This is a genomic window from Echinicola pacifica DSM 19836, assembly GCF_000373245.1.
Classification (GTDB): Bacteria; Bacteroidota; Bacteroidia; order Cytophagales; family Cyclobacteriaceae; genus Echinicola; species Echinicola pacifica.
On the sequence record NZ_KB890738.1, the window covers coordinates 291,589 to 307,342 of the forward strand.

Consider the following 15,754-nt stretch of genomic DNA (forward strand, 5'->3'; position numbering starts at 1 on the left):
CAAACCCACCTAATGCGCGATTCTAGGTCAAAAATAGTCAAAAAAGGAGATGGAATAAAAAAAGGCCTTGCAAATGCAAGGCCTTTTTTTGGAAAGATTTAACCACCGAAGTCATCAAATCTGATATTTTCTTTTGGTACACCCATATCATCGAGCAGCTTAAGTACCGCTGAGTTCATCAATGGAGGTCCACATAAGTAGTATTCTACCTCATCTGGCTCAGGGTGACTCTTCAGGTAGTTATCATATAATACCTGGTGAATAAATCCTACATAGCCATCGGCTTCTCTGTCTTCAAGGGACTTTTTGATTTTCCAATTGTCTTCAGGAAGAGGCTCAGATAAGCCGATATTGAAGTTGAAGTTAGGGAAATCTTTTTCTATATCTCTGAAGTGAGGAACGTAGAATAATTCTTTTTTGGATCTACCACCATACCAGTAAGAGACTTTTCGGTCGGTCTTTTCGGTGTGGAACAGGTGGAAGATATGCGATCTCAATGGAGCCATACCAGCACCACCGCCGATATAGATCATTTCTCTTTGCGTAGGGTTGATATGGAATTCACCGTAAGGTCCGGAGATGGTTACTTTATCGCCAGGTTTACGAGAGAACACATAAGAAGAACACACGCCAGGATTGACATCCATCCATTTGTTATTCGCTCTATCCCAAGGCGGGGTGGCGATACGAATGGTCAGCATCACGATATTTCCTTCTGCAGGGTGGTTAGCCATGGAGTAAGCACGGAAGAGTTCTTCGTCATTTTTCATCACGAGATCCCATAGACCAAACTTATCCCAATCGGACTGATACACATCCCCAGGGTGGTTCAGCTCAGGATGTGGATCGATTTCCATATCCTTAAAGTTTACGGTAATTACCGGAACGTCAATCTGAATATATCCACCTGATTCGAAATCCAAGGTTTCTCCTTCTGGGAGTTTAACTTTAAATTCCTTGATAAAGGTAGATACGTTATAATTGGACATTACTTCGCATTCCCATTTCTTGATACCGAAGATTTCTTCAGGGATACGAATTTTCATATCCTGCTTTACCTTCACCTGGCAAGAAAGTCTCACATTGCTCTGCTGCTCTGCGCGGCTTAGGTGACCTACTTCGGTAGGTAGCACTTCGCCACCACCTTCTTCCACGGTGCATTTGCACATGGCGCAGGTACCTCCACCACCGCAAGCGGAAGGAAGGAAGATCTTACGATTACCCAAGGTGGACAGCAGGGATGAACCTGCAGAGGTCACTAAGGGATTAGACTCATCACCGTTGATGATGATTTTCACGTCTCCTGAAGGTACCAGTTTTGACTGGGCAAACAGAAGAATGAAAACAAGTAGCAATATAATTAAAGTAAATGCTACAATTGACGTAATAATTACTGAACTCATTTAATAATGCTTTTTCTAGTTCTCTTTCAGTATTAAAATTGCCCTATAAGGGGCACACAAATATATTTAATATTCCCTAAACTCGGCCACCTATTGGCTAAATTTTACACGGAAATACCTGACAATACATTAATTGCTCAATAAATTCACCAAAGTGGTCAACTTACTCTTCAGCTGACGACGGTCCACGATGAAATCCAAAAAGCCATGCTCAAGAACAAACTCAGCGCTCTGGAAGCCTTTTGGGAGGTCTTTTCCGATGGTCTCACGAATTACGCGAGGCCCTGCAAAGCCTATTAGAGCTCCTGGCTCAGCGATATTAAAATCTCCAAGCATCGCATAGGAGGCGGTCACACCACCCGTCGTCGGATCAGTGAGCAAGGAAATATAAGGCACCCCTGCCTCACTGAGCTGAGCAAGCTTTGCGGAAGTCTTCGCCATCTGCATTAAGCTAAATCCTGCTTCCATCATCCTCGCTCCACCAGATTTGGAGATCATTAGGAATGGCACCTTGTTCTTCAAAGCGTAATCAATAGCACGGGCAATCTTCTCCCCTACCACTGAGCCCATAGATCCACCGATAAATCCAAAATCCATACAAGCCACCACCAAAGGACTTCCATTCATCTTACCATGCGCAGAACGCACAGCATCTTTGAGATTGGTCTTTGCTATAGTAGCTTCTATTCTTGAAGTATAAGGTTTGCTGTCCACAAAGTGAAGCGGATCAGCTGAGGTCATATTTTCATCCAACTCCTCAAATTCATTATCATCAAAAAGAATCTCAAAATATTCCTTCGAGCCTATTTTTACATGATAATCATCGTCCGGACAAACGTAAGAATTGCTCTTAAGCTCGCGAGTGTGAATGATATTTCCTTTTGGAGTTTTGAACCACAGCCCATCAGGCGTGTCCTTTTTCTCTTGTGTCGAGGTCTTTATACCTGCGTCTTTTCTCTTAAACCAAGCCATATGTTGAAGTTTTAAGGCTGAAAATTTCTCTTCAGGACTACAAATTTATAGGTATTATCCGGTAAATAAAACGAAATGTAGCATTCTAGTAGGAATGCCTTTATTTAAGTAGTTTCTACGCCCTCTTTCTGATTCATTACTACCCGTGTTTTTGGGAGTGATTCCGGATAATTTTGCTGAATATACGTGATCATTTCTTCCCGAACCAGACATCGCAAATCAAATGCCGTCCCACTGTCCTTTGCACTCATCAAGCAGCGCAGCTCCACCGTACTTTCTTTCACATCCGTCACCTGGAGCACCTGCACTTTCTTGTCCCATAGACTTGACTGACTTAGGGTATTCTTCAGATGCTGCCGCAGCTCCTCCACGGGGATGGTATGATCCACATATAAAAATACAGTCCCCAGAATATCGGCGGTGGTCCGCGTCCAATTCTGGAAAGGCTTCTCCAAGAAATAATAAATCGGCAACACCAACCTGCGCTGATCCCAGATACATACCACCACATAAGTGAGATTTATCTCCTCTATCTTGCCCCACTCGCCTTCCACCACCACTACATCATCTATCCTAATCGGCTGAGTAAAAGCAATCTGAAAACCCGCGAGCAAATTGGCGATCGACTTCTGCGCAGCAAGACCGATGATAATCCCCGCCACACCTGCCGAGGCAAGGATCCCCTGACCTGCCTCCCGAGCAGCCTCAAAACTCATCAATATGGCCGCTACCGCCACCACCACAATCACCACCACGACCATTTTCTGAATAAAACTCACCTGGGTATATACCCTCCTTTCCCTTAGATTATCCTCCTTAGAAAAAGAATGTGTCTCCAGAAAATAATACTTAAGCACATTTATAAAAGTCACCAGGATCCAAGCGAGGTTTATTATAAATAGCACATTGAAAATGGTGTACTTGCTGAGTACCGCCCACTCTTTTGGTGAAATAATAGGCTCCAAAATAGGAAATAGAATGAAGAATAATCCCCAGCGTAGCGCCTGACTCATGGCATTGATGGCCTTCCCGCCCGAGTGAGACTTGGGTTGATAAATCAGCTTTACCAAGGGGCGAAATAATATTCCTACAAATAAATGGCTCCCTACCAATAGCCCCAGCCCAATTAGAACAAACATTATTTTGTCATTCATCACAATTTATGGTTTAGTGGATAAAGTATTAGGCTTACTTTTGGGTTTAGTGAAAATAGTAGAAGAAAAGCGATGTCATTTGTTAAAATCATTGCTTATGATATAACAGATTAATTACATTTGTTGTTTATAAAAATCGCTGACGCAAAATAAATACCAGCCTATTCTCCTTTTATAAATTAAAGGAATTCAATTTAATATCCAAAATCACCATGAGCTTAGCCCCAATAGTTATTATTTCTGCGATTATATTGATCCTAGCCTATATTTTTTACGGAAAATATGTGTTCAAAAAATTCGATCTTAATAATAATAGGCTCACACCCTCCCATAAGCATGAAGATGGCGTAGATTACGTTCCTAGCAAGCCTATTGTGGTTCTCGGCCATCACTTTGCCTCTATTGCAGGCGCTGGCCCTATTGTGGGCCCCATCATCGCAGTGACCTTTGGGTGGATTCCAGCAGTGATATGGATCTTGGTGGGCGGCATTTTCTTCGGCGCCGTACATGATCTGGGCAGCATGGTCGCCTCCTTACGTACAGATGGCAAGTCGATTGGGACTATTATCAAAAATAATATTGGTCAGCAGGGAAAGCAGCTTTTTATGCTCTTTAGCTTCTCCACTTTGATCTTAGTCATTGCTGTGTTTGCGGATATTATTGCCAAAACCTTTATAAATACACCTGGGGTCGCTTCCGCTTCCATACTATTCATCTTCTTAGCCGTAGGCTTCGGGCTGGTCACCAAGCGCGCAGGTAATAATAAATCACTCTTTATCATCCTGACCATCGTTGGCGTCATCCTCATGTATTATTTCGTGTACCTGGGGACACTAATCCCTTTTGACCTGGACTATCAGATCTGGCTATATGTCCTTTTGGGCTATGCATTTATTGCTTCGGTGACTCCCGTTTCCTTATTGCTTCAGCCTCGTGATTACCTTAATAGCTTTTTACTTTATGGTCTGATCATCCTTGCCGTCCTAGGCGTATTGATCGCCAATCCCGAAATCAAAATGGATAATCAGGTGCATTTCAAAAGTGAAAACCTGGGTTTTCTCTTCCCCGTACTCTTTGTGACGATTGCCTGTGGAGCCATCAGTGGTTTTCATTCTTTGGTAGCATCTGGAACCACCTCTAAGCAGATCGACAAAGAAAATGACGCCAAAGTGGTGGGTTTTGGAGGAATGCTAATCGAATCCTTCCTAGCCATCGTTTCGGTGGGAGCGGTAATTGTTCTTTCGCGGGATGAGTACCAGACCGTCCTTACCAGTAAGGGCCCCGTGAGTATGTTTGCTGATGGACTCGGCAATATGATGAGCACTCTTGGCATTCCCGAGCAACTCGCGGTAAGCTTTGTGGCGCTCACCGTTTCGGCCTTTGCGCTGACCACCCTGGATACCTGCACACGCCTTGCTCGATTTACCTTCCAGGAATACTTCGAAGGAATGGAAGGCCCCGCAGCCAAAACCCTTTCTAGCAACCGCTATATCAGCACCAGCATTGTCGTCATCTTATCCATACTGCTGATCAGCTCAGGAGGATTTGCCACGCTCTGGCCATTATTTGGCTCTGCAAACCAGCTCCTTGCTGCCCTTGCCTTACTTGCCGTCGCGGTCTGGCTGATGAAGAAAAACGTCAAAGCCAATTTTGTGCTTATTCCGATGTTTTTCATGTTTGCCGTCACCCTAAGCTCCTTAGGCTTATTTGCTTGGAAAAATTTCCAGGACAATGCCTATCTTCTTGCGCTTATTGCCTCGGGGCTGTTTATACTCTCTATCGTGCTGATCATACTTGCCAGGAAAAGCCTCACCCTAAACAGCTCAGTACCAATAGGTACAAACAAAAACTAAGTTGTTCTGGATTTTGGCCTAAGCTTTGTTTAATTCTAATAATGTCCCTATTTTGGGAAATTAAACAAGGTTCCAAATGCATTTATCTACACTTAAACCACACTTTAGTAAGTTTTTTCCTAGTCTATTAATTCTATTAGTAGCTTCCATCCTCTCCGGCTGTATGAATGGCTCCGAGGTGGATGAAAGGCTGGAAAGCATCAGAGACGCCAAAAGAGCCCCTGGCACTAGTGCTAAAGAGATCCTAAGTGAAGAAAAATTCAAAAGCATCTGGCTGGAAGTCCATTATATGGAAGGTTTTCCACCAAGTGCTTCTGCCCTGTCCAATCTCGAAGACTGGATCCTAAAACATACTAACAAATCTCAAGGGCTGGAATTGACCTTGAAAGAAATTCCCGCAGCGGGTCAGGATAATTATTCTGTGACAGAGGTGAGAGAAATCGAAGACCAGAATAGAACAGCTTATAATTTTGGAAATAAGTTGGGAATGTATATCCTCATCCTTGATGGATATTACGAAAAAGATACCGATACCCAAGCAAGTCTGGGCTTTGCCTACAGGAATACCTCCATCGCCTTGATGGGCAAACGAGTAGATGAAAGGTCCGGGGGATTTGCCAAACCCGACTTAGAAACACTGGAAACTACCGTCCTGGAGCACGAATTTGGTCATCTGATGGGCTTAGTTAATCTTGGCGCCTCCATGGTGAACGAGCATGAAGATGATGACAATTCTGGCCACTGTGACAATGGCGAATGCCTGATGTATTGGGCGGTGGAGTCTAGCTATATCTATAACCACTTCGGAGGAGAAGTCCCTAAGCTTGGAGCCAACTGCCTTGCAGATCTCAAAGCGGCAGGAGGCAAATAATCTTCAGTACCTAAATTATATTTAGCCAGTCTGTGCTTTTCTGTGGTCGTGGGTCCATCAAATCCCTAATTCACCTGACCTTGTGCCTGATTACAATGAGCTTCATTTCCAATAAGCTATAATAACTCTATTCCACTTACCCCATTATTCGCTGAACTTAGCGATCAGCATACTCAAAGCAGGAAATACGTGAGACGATCCTTTTGTCCTGGGTTTCTCCAATAAAAATAATCACGGCAGTTAGAACTTTGCTCTTTTCCATCTCAGCAGCAGCATGCTCCATTGTATCCTTAGTGCTTTTCGTTCTTTCATTTTGATTTGGCCTTCGGCCAAAAGAATACTTTCCATTCATTAAGATTTTCTTATACCATCCCATCTGGATGCAAGAAACAGATTAAAATAATCGCACCAGCTTTATTATAGGCGTCCTTATGAAAATTGAGCTTTTATAAATCCTCTATTGATCATGTGGAAACAATTACAATCTATGAAAATGGCCAATAAGTTCTACAAACGCAGCACGCTTATGGTAAATAAGAAATTCAAGTAGATGCAGAAACGGCTGGATGACTGCTTATAGGAAAAAAAATTAGAGGCCTTAAAAAGTAAGTTTAAAATGGCCTCTAGATAAATCGTTAAAACACCTAAAACAAAGTGGAAAAAGTTGCTTAATCACCCTGACCCAAAGGTAGGGCTAAATATCTTTCCAAAAAATACCCCAAATTGGGTATTTTTCGAGCAAAGTTTGGCACGGCCTATCCTAAACCATCCCACTTTCCTCCATTTTTTGTTTTGTAAAAACACTTTAATCAAAATATTAACTTAAGAACCAGCACTTACTTTAAAATTATTATTCGCAAGGTAATGGAGCCTTATCTAGGCCGCAAAAAAGACTTCATCGACTTAAGGTTTCTTATCCAGCTTCAATAATAAGGTCAAAATTCCTTAGCCAAAGCCACCTTTATTTCAAAATAGCTATAGCGCTCCCCAAAATGTTCTTTTATAGGTTTCAGAAATTTTGCCTCCTGTCGTCTGGCGAACAAACGAATATTCAGCAGATCATCTTTTCCCACAAATTCCTCTTCTGCTATTTTCCCATCGACCACCAGCTTTACCAAGTGCTCTTCAATAGTCATCAGCCCCATTCCTCTTTCTTTGGCAATTTCAAATGGGTTTAAGCCATTTTTGTGAAGCATCATGGTTGCCTTAACCGTGCTACTACTTCTAGAACCGCCCTTCGAGCTAGTTTTTTTCGCCGAGCTGGCGCTTAGTTTTTTCTTTGATTTGAGCTGGTGTTTTTCAGCATAGGCTCTTATTTCTTCGATGAAGCTTGGGCCATAGCTGGCCGCCTTGGTCTTGCCCACCCCGGAGATATCCAAAAACGACTCAATATCCAAAGGTACATATGTGGCCATATCGGTAAGACTGGCATCTGAAAAAATCACATATGGAGGGACATTCTCCTCCTTTGCCAATTCATAGCGAATATTTCTTAAATGATCAAAAAGCCCTTCATCATAGGTCGATTGTTTCTTCCTATTACTTAGGGACATCTTCATGCTAAGCATAAACTTCCCCTTATTCTTCAGTGTGGACCATCCCAAAGTGGTCAGCTTAAGAGTGGGAAATTGAGTACCGGCTTCTGCCAGATAGCCCTCTCTGGCCAGTTGCTGCCCCAGAGTTTTCCAAAACTCATCTGACTTATCCTTCCCTATACCATAGACCGATAGCTGACTATGCTCCTCCTGTATCTTGGCTGACTGAGAACCTCTGAGTATAAGGACGGCATAGCCAAGACCAAAACCCTCCTTCAGCCTGACGATGGTGGATAATAGCATCTGAGCAGGAACCGTCATATCCTGTTGATTATTTTTCCCGAAGCATATATCACAATTTCCACAGTCTTCGGATTGCTGCTCTCCAAAGTATCCTAACAAATACCTCCTACGACAGACACTACTTTGGCAGAAATCTTTCATTCTGCTCAGCTTGGTAAGCATGACATCGGCATATTCCGGATTCTCAGCATTGTCCACCATACGCTGGAGGATCATATAATCCGAAAAGCTATAAAACATCAAGGCCTCACTGGGCAGCCCATCTCTTCCTGCCCGCCCCGTCTCCTGATAATAACCCTCAATATTCTGAGGCATATTCATATGCGCCACAAAGCGGACATTGGACTTATCTATCCCCATCCCAAAAGCAATGGTGGCCACCATGATCTTCACTTCATCTTTGATGAATAGCTCTTGATGTCGGGCACGCACCTCCCGATTGAGACCAGCATGGTATGGCAAAGCGGAGAGACCAGCAGCTTGCAACTTTTCGGCCATCTCATCCACATTCTTCCGTGATAGGCAGTAGATAATCCCTGAGTTACTTTGCTGGAGTTCCAGAAACTCCAGAAGCTTGTCAAATGAATTGCTCTTAGGAATAATACGATAGGTTATATTGGCCCGGTCAAAACTACTGATAAACCATTTTGGCTGGGCGAGCCCGAGCTTTTCGGCGATGTCAGTTCTGGTCTGGCGGTCTGCGGTGGCAGTCAATGCGACAAAGGGAACCTCAGGAAAGGCCTTTCGTAAATCCCCAATCATCAGGTAATCTGGTCTGAAATCATGTCCCCACTGCGACACACAGTGAGCCTCATCTATGGCCACCAAAGCCAGGTTACTATCCTTTAATTGATCTTTTAGTGGATAATTACCTCCAAACAACCGCTCAGGCGCGACATAAAGCAATTTTAATTTCCCCGAATTGATTTCCTGATTTACATATCGCTGCTCACTGGAACTCTGAGACGAATTAAGAAAAGCCGAGGGAATCCCCACCGCATTTAAAGCATCCACCTGGTCTTTCATTAGAGCGATCAAGGGGGAGATCACGAGCGTAAGCCCCTCTTTCACCATGGCGGGTATTTGGTAGCAAAGCGACTTCCCACCGCCCGTAGGCATCAGCACAATGGTGTCCTGATGAGACAATATACTATCTATGATAGATTCCTGCTGTCCGCGAAATTGATCATAACCGTAATAACTCTTAAGTATTTCCTTTGGGGTAATCATCTGCCTACTTTCATTGCTGTCCAATCGGTAAAGTTAAGGATCTTTTAGCGCTGGAGTAAATCGAAAATTGATAAAATATGACGATTATAACCTTTTAAAATTTAAGCCTGACCACCCACCTCAGACTATCAACTCAATACCAACAACTTACACCAACAATCGCCTACTACAGACCTGTGGGAAAGAGAAGGATGAAGGTGTCTTTCAGGCAATTTCATTTCAATAGCTTCCTTAGCTGAATACCTGCGGCTTCCATCCTTTAGTCTCCCTTCTTGATTCCCTGATGGGGCAAACATGCCCTTTTGCAAAGCACTTTATTTATGATTTGACTTAATCTGAAAATACTTCAGAGAAAAATCCATTTTATCTTTTGATCAATTTGAAGACCCGGTTATCATTTTCACCTCTTATATGAATGATATATATACCCGGCAATAGTCTAGCATTCCAGTCCGATAGGTCAATTGTTTGTTCATATATCACCGTTTGCTTATCATATAGAAGTGTAGAACTATTTCCTCCATACAAATAAACATGTACTGGCTTACCCAAGAAAGCTTCTAAGTGGCATTCAATGTATAGTTTATTTCCATGAGAAGGATTGGGAAATAAAACGCAGGTATTCTTCATTCGTAGAGTATTAAACTTCACAGAAACCACCTTGGTCAATTCTTCCTCCCCATCCAAGTCCACTTGGCGCACCTGATAATAACGCCTGCTTCCTATCCATGGGCTAGCATCCTCAAAAAAATATTCACTACCTATATCCGTCCAGCCTACTGCCTCCACTTTCCCTATCACCTTAAAATCATCCGCAAAATGGAGGCTTCTTAAAATCTCAAAATGGCTGGACTCCCACTCTTTAGTGGTGCTCCATCGAATATGCACCTTTTGGTCGTCCTTCAAAACGGCGGAAAAATCCTTCCAAACCACAGGCAAAATACATTGATCTTCAAAGAAACGCCCACTATGATCAACGGAGGTGCTGATCCCATCAGGAAAAGAATAACAAGTATATACAGTAACATCGTCCGCCATAATAGATGCCCCAGAACCATTGGTATCCATTTGTCCACCGACCTCCACCACACTTGCTCCGTCAGCATCACCACCTTCATCATAATCCCCAATAAAAGTAAGGCTAGAGTTACCATTCATCTCTAACGTACCATCCGTATCCGAAGCTATCACCATAGCCTCTTCTGACACCCTAAATTCCAAATCGGAATTCCCACGCACAATGATACTTGTCGTAATGAAGGAGCCGTCCACATCGATCACTGCTTTATCCAAACTATTATTGCCTGGTGTCTGGATGTCGGTGGTACCTGAGATGAGCACCCCCGAATTAGAGTCTATGGTAAGGGAGCCCCTGCTACCCATGAATAAATTGCCTGCACTTATGATAGAAGTAATATCTTCCGAGGGTAACCTACCGGGGTCCCCCACCACTGCGAAAGTGGAGCTCCCCGTAATTCGCATGGCCCCTCCTATATCCATCGTACTATTTGAACTATTCATTTGGATGGTCAAGGCAATGCCGTTGGACAGGCTTACATCTCCCGTGAATACCAGTTTACTATCATTGTCTATAAAGACACTAGTGTTGCCGGGAAAATCCATCGAGCCCGGATAGGATAAATCTTCAGGAATGGTAATTATAACCTCACAATTGGCATTTCCAGGGGGAAAGGCATTAGTCACAGGGCAGCCCCCGGGAATCTGACTGCTCGTCCAGCAGTTTCCGTCAGTCCATACTCCAGTGCATCCTGGATTGGACGAATTGTACAAATAATTTTGCGCAAAAACATGCTCCTGAATCAGGCTTGTAAATACAAGAAATAGGAGGGTTACACGAATCATTTGAACATCAAGCAGGATACAGCAAAAATTACCACCAATTGGTTATTTTGAATAAAAATAATTAAAACTCACCAATAAAATAGTTATTTCTAAGCCACTGATCATTTTATCTTGGCTGTAATGTGCCAATTCCTAAGGAATTCGACTAAAGCCATCGAAAAACCAGTCGTCATTCAAAAATCACTCAGTTCATCAATGGGACAAAAAGATATATTAGCCGAATAAATCACGGAACGTAAATCCAGCTCTGAATAAGGTTGATAATTGTATTATTATGAAGCTTTAAAAATGACTAATCACAAAATAGCCCAACGCTTATAAATTGAAATGGGCTTAGGCTATAAGTGAATCAATAAATCAACCCCTTCCAAATGCAACTGAATATATTCCGAGGCAATCCTATGCTACCTCCGACTATATGCTATCGTGGCCTTTAGCTAATTGAAAAAAAAAGAAAAACCGCTCCAGACCTGCTACACGAGCTAAGATCCAGAGCGGTATAAGGTTGATCCTTATAAAGCAGAACTTTTACTTATTCGAATATTCGAATAGTTTTCGTTTTTCTTCTTTGGACAGGCTATCATAGCCTTTATCTGCTATCTTATCGAGAATACGATCAATTTCTTCCTGGGTAGTGGCCGAATTACTGCTTGATTTTACTTCAGAGTCCTTGAGAGGCTCACTTTTATAAGGAGGATTCTTTTTTCTATAGGAGACTTTCACATTAGGTCTTCCGGCTATAATACTTTCAAAAAACCTCCCCACAGCCTGCACAGGCACTCCAAGGTCGGTTCCTTTGCGAAGCAAAATAATATAAAAATAGCCCAGCGCAGCACCACCTAAGTGAGCCAGCTCACCACCGGCATTACTTCCTGTGCTATTGGCAAAGGCAATAATGACGTAGAATATAGCAATGTATTTAATCTTCACATCCCCTAAAAGCAATAGGCGGAAGGAGGTATCTGGGCTCAGCGTGGCAGCGCCTACCACTATCGCATATACCCCTGCACTTGCGCCAAGCATCAAGGCGGCATCCCGTTGTTCGATAAAGTAGGGTGCAAAATTATACATGATTAAGTACAATAGCCCACCTGCCAGGCCCCCAAGAATATATAGATTGGCTAATTTTCTACTTCCCAAAAACTCCTGCACCATCAGCCCAAACCAATACAAAAAGAGCATATTGAAGAGGATATGAAAGAGCCCCTCATGTAAAAACATATAGGTGAAAATGGACCAAGGCTGTAGAATAAGGCGGTCCAGGGCGGCCGGCATCATGAGCTTGGACATTATCTCCTGATAAATCCCCTCTGCTCCGCCAATGGTGAGAAATACTTTCAACACTAAAAACACCAGAAACACCAGGATATTAATAGCCATAATTTTATATAGACTATTATCCTTTTGGGTAAAAGCATTCTTAAGGTAATACCAAAATCCTCCGTACATAATTAATAAAAGCTAGCTCGGTTCTTTTTCCAAAATAATACCAATACGGCACCAATAAGTAAGCCACTAAGGTGAGCAAAATGTGCCACATTATCTGCGGGATTGCTCACCACTATATTATAAACAGTATATAGACCATAAAAGGTTACCATATATTTTGCCTTGATGGGGATGGGAGGGAAGAGCAGAAACAGCTGGGTATTCGGAAACAACATCCCAAAAGCCACCAAGATCCCAAACAATGCGCCGGAGGCTCCCACCATCGGCGTATTCCCCTTATCCTGACGCACCTTGTTCATGCTATTTTTGGCCTCCTGAATATACGTTTCATTATCAGGATTACGGCTAAATTCGTCAATAAAATCATATACTGCCGAATTGTATAAATAGCTGTTTTCTGAAACAAATTTATTGAATACCTCAGGATCGGGGTCATTATAGAAGGCCTCCACTTGGGTATTGAGCTGGTTCATCTGATAAGAGGTATATCCCGCATATAGTACTCCAGAACCGATCCCGCAGACCATCCAGAGGATCAGTAATTTTTTGGGACCTAAAAACTGCTCTAGTAAAGGCCCAAAAACAAACAGTCCAAACATATTGCTAATCAGATGCCAGAGGTTGGCATGCATAAACATATACGATAAGAACTGAAAAGGCTTAAAATAACTGCTCTGAATATAATAAAGCGGAAACCACATTTGAAGCACTGGCAGCAGGTAAGATGCCACGACAAATAGGCCAACGTTGATGAGCAATAAGTTTTTGACAACGGGTGTTAAGGATCTGAACATAGATATTATTTATCGAAAAAACTCTGAATTCTATTTAAATCAAGTTTAACAAAGGTTTTGTTCCCTGAAAGTCCATAATTTGGATTTTGGCAGGCAAATAATTGTCCCACCAGGGTTTCCATTTCCTGACTATTCAGTTTTAGGCCACGTTTGATAGAGGACTTTTTGGCCAATGATCGCGCCAGATTTTCCTTGGTATCCAAGGAAAGCTCAGATTTGAAATGCTTAAATTGCTCCAACAGCCCCTCAAAAAGGGCTTTTTCATTATTAATAGAGACATCCGCGGGCACCCCCTTGATAAGAAGGGTATTCTTTCCAAATTCCTCAATCACAAAACCCAGACGGCTAAGCTCCTCATGCAGACCTACGGCCAAGGTATAATCGGCCATGCTCAAATCTATGCTTTGTGGGAATAGGCACTGCTGTGATGCTCCTCCGGAATTTTGAAGTTGACGAATATACCTTTCGTATAATATCCGCTCATGACTCGCCTGCTGATCAATAAGTAATAAGCCTGTCCCTAGCTGGGTGACGATATAGCTCAGCTCTACCTGAAAGGTACTTCCTTTAGAAGCCTTCTCTGCGGGGCTAGGTTCCACCCAATTGTGCAAAGTAGGCTCTCTTTCCACCTCATTGGCCTTGCTGCTGAAGGTCAGGGTCTCGGTGTCTGGATCTGAATTGGCATCTGAATCAGTCGCTGCTCTCATAGCCGAAGCACGTAAATCATCTACTGAGGAATCTACCCCTTCAAACATCCTCTCCCACTCAGAAGTATCCTTCTTTTTGTAAAGTGGAGAAGTGAAGGTTTTATAGCTATTCTCTCTACCGACCTCCTCCTGCTTGGCAAGATCATTTTTCCAATTTTCTGAAAAGTTCACATCCATGCTAAAATCCAGGGTGGGCACCACATTATGGGCGCCTAGAGCTTGCTTGACGCCAGCCCTTACCACCGAATAGATCGTTCGCTCATCGTCAAATTTGATTTCTGTTTTGGTCGGATGGACATTTATATCGATATGCGAAGGGTCAATTTCAAGGAAAAGCACATAAAACGGGTGCTGGTCAGCACTCATAAGCCCTTCATATGCATTGGCCACTGCATGGTGCAGGTAGTTACTTTTTATATAGCGGTTATTTACGAAGAAATACTGCTCGCCACGTGATTTCTTAGCATTCTCGGGTTTGCCGACATAGCCTTTTATCTTGACATGGGGAGAGTCCTCCTCGCAATACACCAGCTGAGATTGGTAGTTTTTGCCAAACATCCCCACAACCCTCTGGCTTAGTTTGCCAGCGCCCAATTTATAAAGCTCCATTTCATTATGCATCAGGCTAAAGCACACTTCTGGATATGACAGCGCCACGCGCTGAAACTCCTCCACGATATGCTTCATCTCCACGGGATTGGACTTGAGAAAATTCCTTCGTGCAGGCACATTAAAAAAAAGGTTTTTTACGGCGATGGAAGTTCCCACCTGGCAGACCACGGGCTCCTGCTTCTTCACTTCTGATCCTTCTATGCAGATCATGCTGCCCAGCTCCTCATCAGCAGTTCTGGTCTTCAACTCCACTTGGGCCACGGCCGCGATGGAAGCCATCGCTTCCCCTCTAAATCCAAAGGTGCGGATGGCAAATAAATCTTCTGAGCTTCGGATTTTGGAGGTGGCGTGCCGCTCAAAGCACATTCTGGCATCTGTAAGGCTCATTCCTTTGCCATTATCGATCACCTGAATAAGCATTTTCCCTGCTTCCTTCACCACCACTTGAATATCGGTCGCTCCCGCATCGACGGAGTTCTCCATGAGCTCCTTCAATGCCGAAGCCGGCCGTTGTACCACTTCACCTGCAGCAATCTGATTGGCAATCGCGTCAGGCAAAAGTTGGATAATGTCACTCATTCTTTTTTCCTTTCATTCGTATAAAAAATAAGACCGCAGCGATGCCTAATCCTATATACAATAGTATATAAAGTGCATCCGGTCCCCAATATAAATAGCCAGTAATCGTCCCTACCAACACGAGAAGGATCATTAGCCGGATCATTCCTGCACTGCTCAGCAGATCTGCAGGCTTATTGCGAATGGGGCCACCCTGTGTAAACGCCCCTCGTATAGAGGAATTACCCTTGGAACCATAAGCAGCCTCAATCTCACTCCTCCTCTCGGGAGTCAACAAACCCTCAACCTCCAGCTCCTTTTTGATTCTGGAGGTACGCTGTTCGATTTCTTCTTTGACTGGATCATAGTGCCTGGCATGTATTTCAAAGCGCATGGGCCTGGCTGTCCTAAATATTGATGGAAATTTCATGATGAAAATTAATTCAGTTA

12 protein-coding genes are annotated in these 15,754 nt (G+C 43.2%); 2 read left to right on the forward strand and 10 right to left on the reverse strand.

Features of this window, described 5'->3' with window-relative positions:
• Window positions 1–98: 98 nt before the first annotated feature.
• The 3 genes from nqrF to B050_RS0101305 form a co-directional block, all read right to left on the reverse strand.
• Entirely contained in the window at window positions 99–1,403 is a 1,305-nt protein-coding gene (gene nqrF / locus B050_RS0101295; protein ID WP_026235527.1) for an NADH:ubiquinone reductase (Na(+)-transporting) subunit F, read from the reverse strand.
• A gap of 129 nt (window positions 1,404–1,532) precedes the next feature.
• Window positions 1,533–2,375, reverse strand: a complete 843-nt coding sequence (accD, locus tag B050_RS0101300; protein ID WP_018472060.1) for an acetyl-CoA carboxylase, carboxyltransferase subunit beta — start codon at window positions 2,373–2,375, stop codon at window positions 1,533–1,535.
• Between the two features lie 104 nt (window positions 2,376–2,479).
• Window positions 2,480–3,529 carry a mechanosensitive ion channel family protein gene (locus B050_RS0101305; RefSeq protein WP_018472061.1) on the reverse strand — a complete coding sequence of 350 codons (1,050 nt, stop codon included), beginning with the start codon at window positions 3,527–3,529 and terminating at the stop codon, window positions 2,480–2,482.
• Window positions 3,530–3,741: 212 nt separating this feature from the next.
• On the opposite strand from B050_RS0101305, the gene B050_RS0101310 reads away from it, so the two are divergent.
• Together B050_RS0101310 and B050_RS0101315 are read left to right on the forward strand one after the other, a co-directional pair.
• Window positions 3,742–5,382, forward strand: coding sequence for a carbon starvation CstA family protein (locus B050_RS0101310; RefSeq protein ID WP_018472062.1), 1,641 nt, complete (start codon window positions 3,742–3,744; stop codon window positions 5,380–5,382).
• A gap of 76 nt (window positions 5,383–5,458) precedes the next feature.
• Window positions 5,459–6,253, forward strand: a complete 795-nt coding sequence (locus B050_RS0101315; protein WP_052308728.1) for a zinc metalloprotease — start codon at window positions 5,459–5,461, stop codon at window positions 6,251–6,253.
• Window positions 6,254–6,410: 157 nt separating this feature from the next.
• On the opposite strand, the gene B050_RS0101320 is transcribed toward B050_RS0101315, so the two are convergent.
• The 7 genes from B050_RS0101320 to B050_RS0101350 all read right to left on the reverse strand — a co-directional run bounded on the left by B050_RS0101320 (window position 6,411) and on the right by B050_RS0101350 (window position 15,734).
• Window positions 6,411–6,605, reverse strand: coding sequence for a hypothetical protein (locus tag B050_RS0101320; protein ID WP_157492482.1), 195 nt, complete (start codon window positions 6,603–6,605; stop codon window positions 6,411–6,413).
• Window positions 6,606–7,188: 583 nt separating this feature from the next.
• Window positions 7,189–9,321 (reverse strand): DNA helicase RecQ, encoded by a 2,133-nt coding sequence (gene recQ / locus B050_RS0101325; protein ID WP_018472065.1) that lies wholly within the window; start codon window positions 9,319–9,321, stop codon window positions 7,189–7,191.
• A 363-nt stretch (window positions 9,322–9,684) separates the two neighbouring features.
• A complete protein-coding gene (locus B050_RS22785; protein WP_018472066.1) occupies window positions 9,685–11,184 on the reverse strand; it encodes a T9SS type A sorting domain-containing protein in 1,500 nt (499 codons plus the stop codon).
• A gap of 528 nt (window positions 11,185–11,712) precedes the next feature.
• Window positions 11,713–12,633: a rhomboid family intramembrane serine protease gene (locus tag B050_RS0101335; protein WP_018472067.1), complete on the reverse strand. Its 921-nt coding sequence runs from the start codon at window positions 12,631–12,633 to the stop codon at window positions 11,713–11,715.
• A 2-nt stretch (window positions 12,634–12,635) separates the two neighbouring features.
• Complete coding sequence (locus B050_RS0101340; protein WP_026235528.1) at window positions 12,636–13,427, reverse strand: rhomboid family intramembrane serine protease; 792 nt, start codon at window positions 13,425–13,427, stop codon at window positions 12,636–12,638.
• 5 nt (window positions 13,428–13,432) lie between these two features.
• Window positions 13,433–15,325 (reverse strand): DNA mismatch repair endonuclease MutL, encoded by a 1,893-nt coding sequence (gene mutL / locus B050_RS0101345; RefSeq protein WP_018472069.1) that lies wholly within the window; start codon window positions 15,323–15,325, stop codon window positions 13,433–13,435.
• Window positions 15,318–15,734 carry a hypothetical protein gene (locus B050_RS0101350; RefSeq protein ID WP_026235529.1) on the reverse strand — a complete coding sequence of 139 codons (417 nt, stop codon included), beginning with the start codon at window positions 15,732–15,734 and terminating at the stop codon, window positions 15,318–15,320. The genes mutL and B050_RS0101350 overlap by 8 nt, the downstream gene beginning before the upstream one ends.
• Window positions 15,735–15,754 lie beyond the last annotated feature (20 nt).

Coding starts and splice junctions, on each gene's coding strand:
- nqrF (WP_026235527.1), bottom strand. CDS start 1,403: ATGAGTTCAGTAATTATTACGTCAATTGTAGCATTTACTTTAATTATA.
- accD (WP_018472060.1), bottom strand. CDS start 2,375: ATGGCTTGGTTTAAGAGAAAAGACGCAGGTATAAAGACCTCGACACAA.
- B050_RS0101305 (WP_018472061.1), bottom strand. CDS start 3,529: ATGAATGACAAAATAATGTTTGTTCTAATTGGGCTGGGGCTATTGGTA.
- B050_RS0101310 (WP_018472062.1), top strand. CDS start 3,742: ATGAGCTTAGCCCCAATAGTTATTATTTCTGCGATTATATTGATCCTA.
- B050_RS0101315 (WP_052308728.1), top strand. CDS start 5,459: ATGCATTTATCTACACTTAAACCACACTTTAGTAAGTTTTTTCCTAGT.
- B050_RS0101320 (WP_157492482.1), bottom strand. CDS start 6,605: ATGAATGGAAAGTATTCTTTTGGCCGAAGGCCAAATCAAAATGAAAGA.
- recQ (WP_018472065.1), bottom strand. CDS start 9,321: ATGATTACCCCAAAGGAAATACTTAAGAGTTATTACGGTTATGATCAA.
- B050_RS22785 (WP_018472066.1), bottom strand. CDS start 11,184: ATGATTCGTGTAACCCTCCTATTTCTTGTATTTACAAGCCTGATTCAG.
- B050_RS0101335 (WP_018472067.1), bottom strand. CDS start 12,633: ATGTACGGAGGATTTTGGTATTACCTTAAGAATGCTTTTACCCAAAAG.
- B050_RS0101340 (WP_026235528.1), bottom strand. CDS start 13,427: ATGTTCAGATCCTTAACACCCGTTGTCAAAAACTTATTGCTCATCAAC.
- mutL (WP_018472069.1), bottom strand. CDS start 15,325: ATGAGTGACATTATCCAACTTTTGCCTGACGCGATTGCCAATCAGATT.
- B050_RS0101350 (WP_026235529.1), bottom strand. CDS start 15,734: ATGAAATTTCCATCAATATTTAGGACAGCCAGGCCCATGCGCTTTGAA.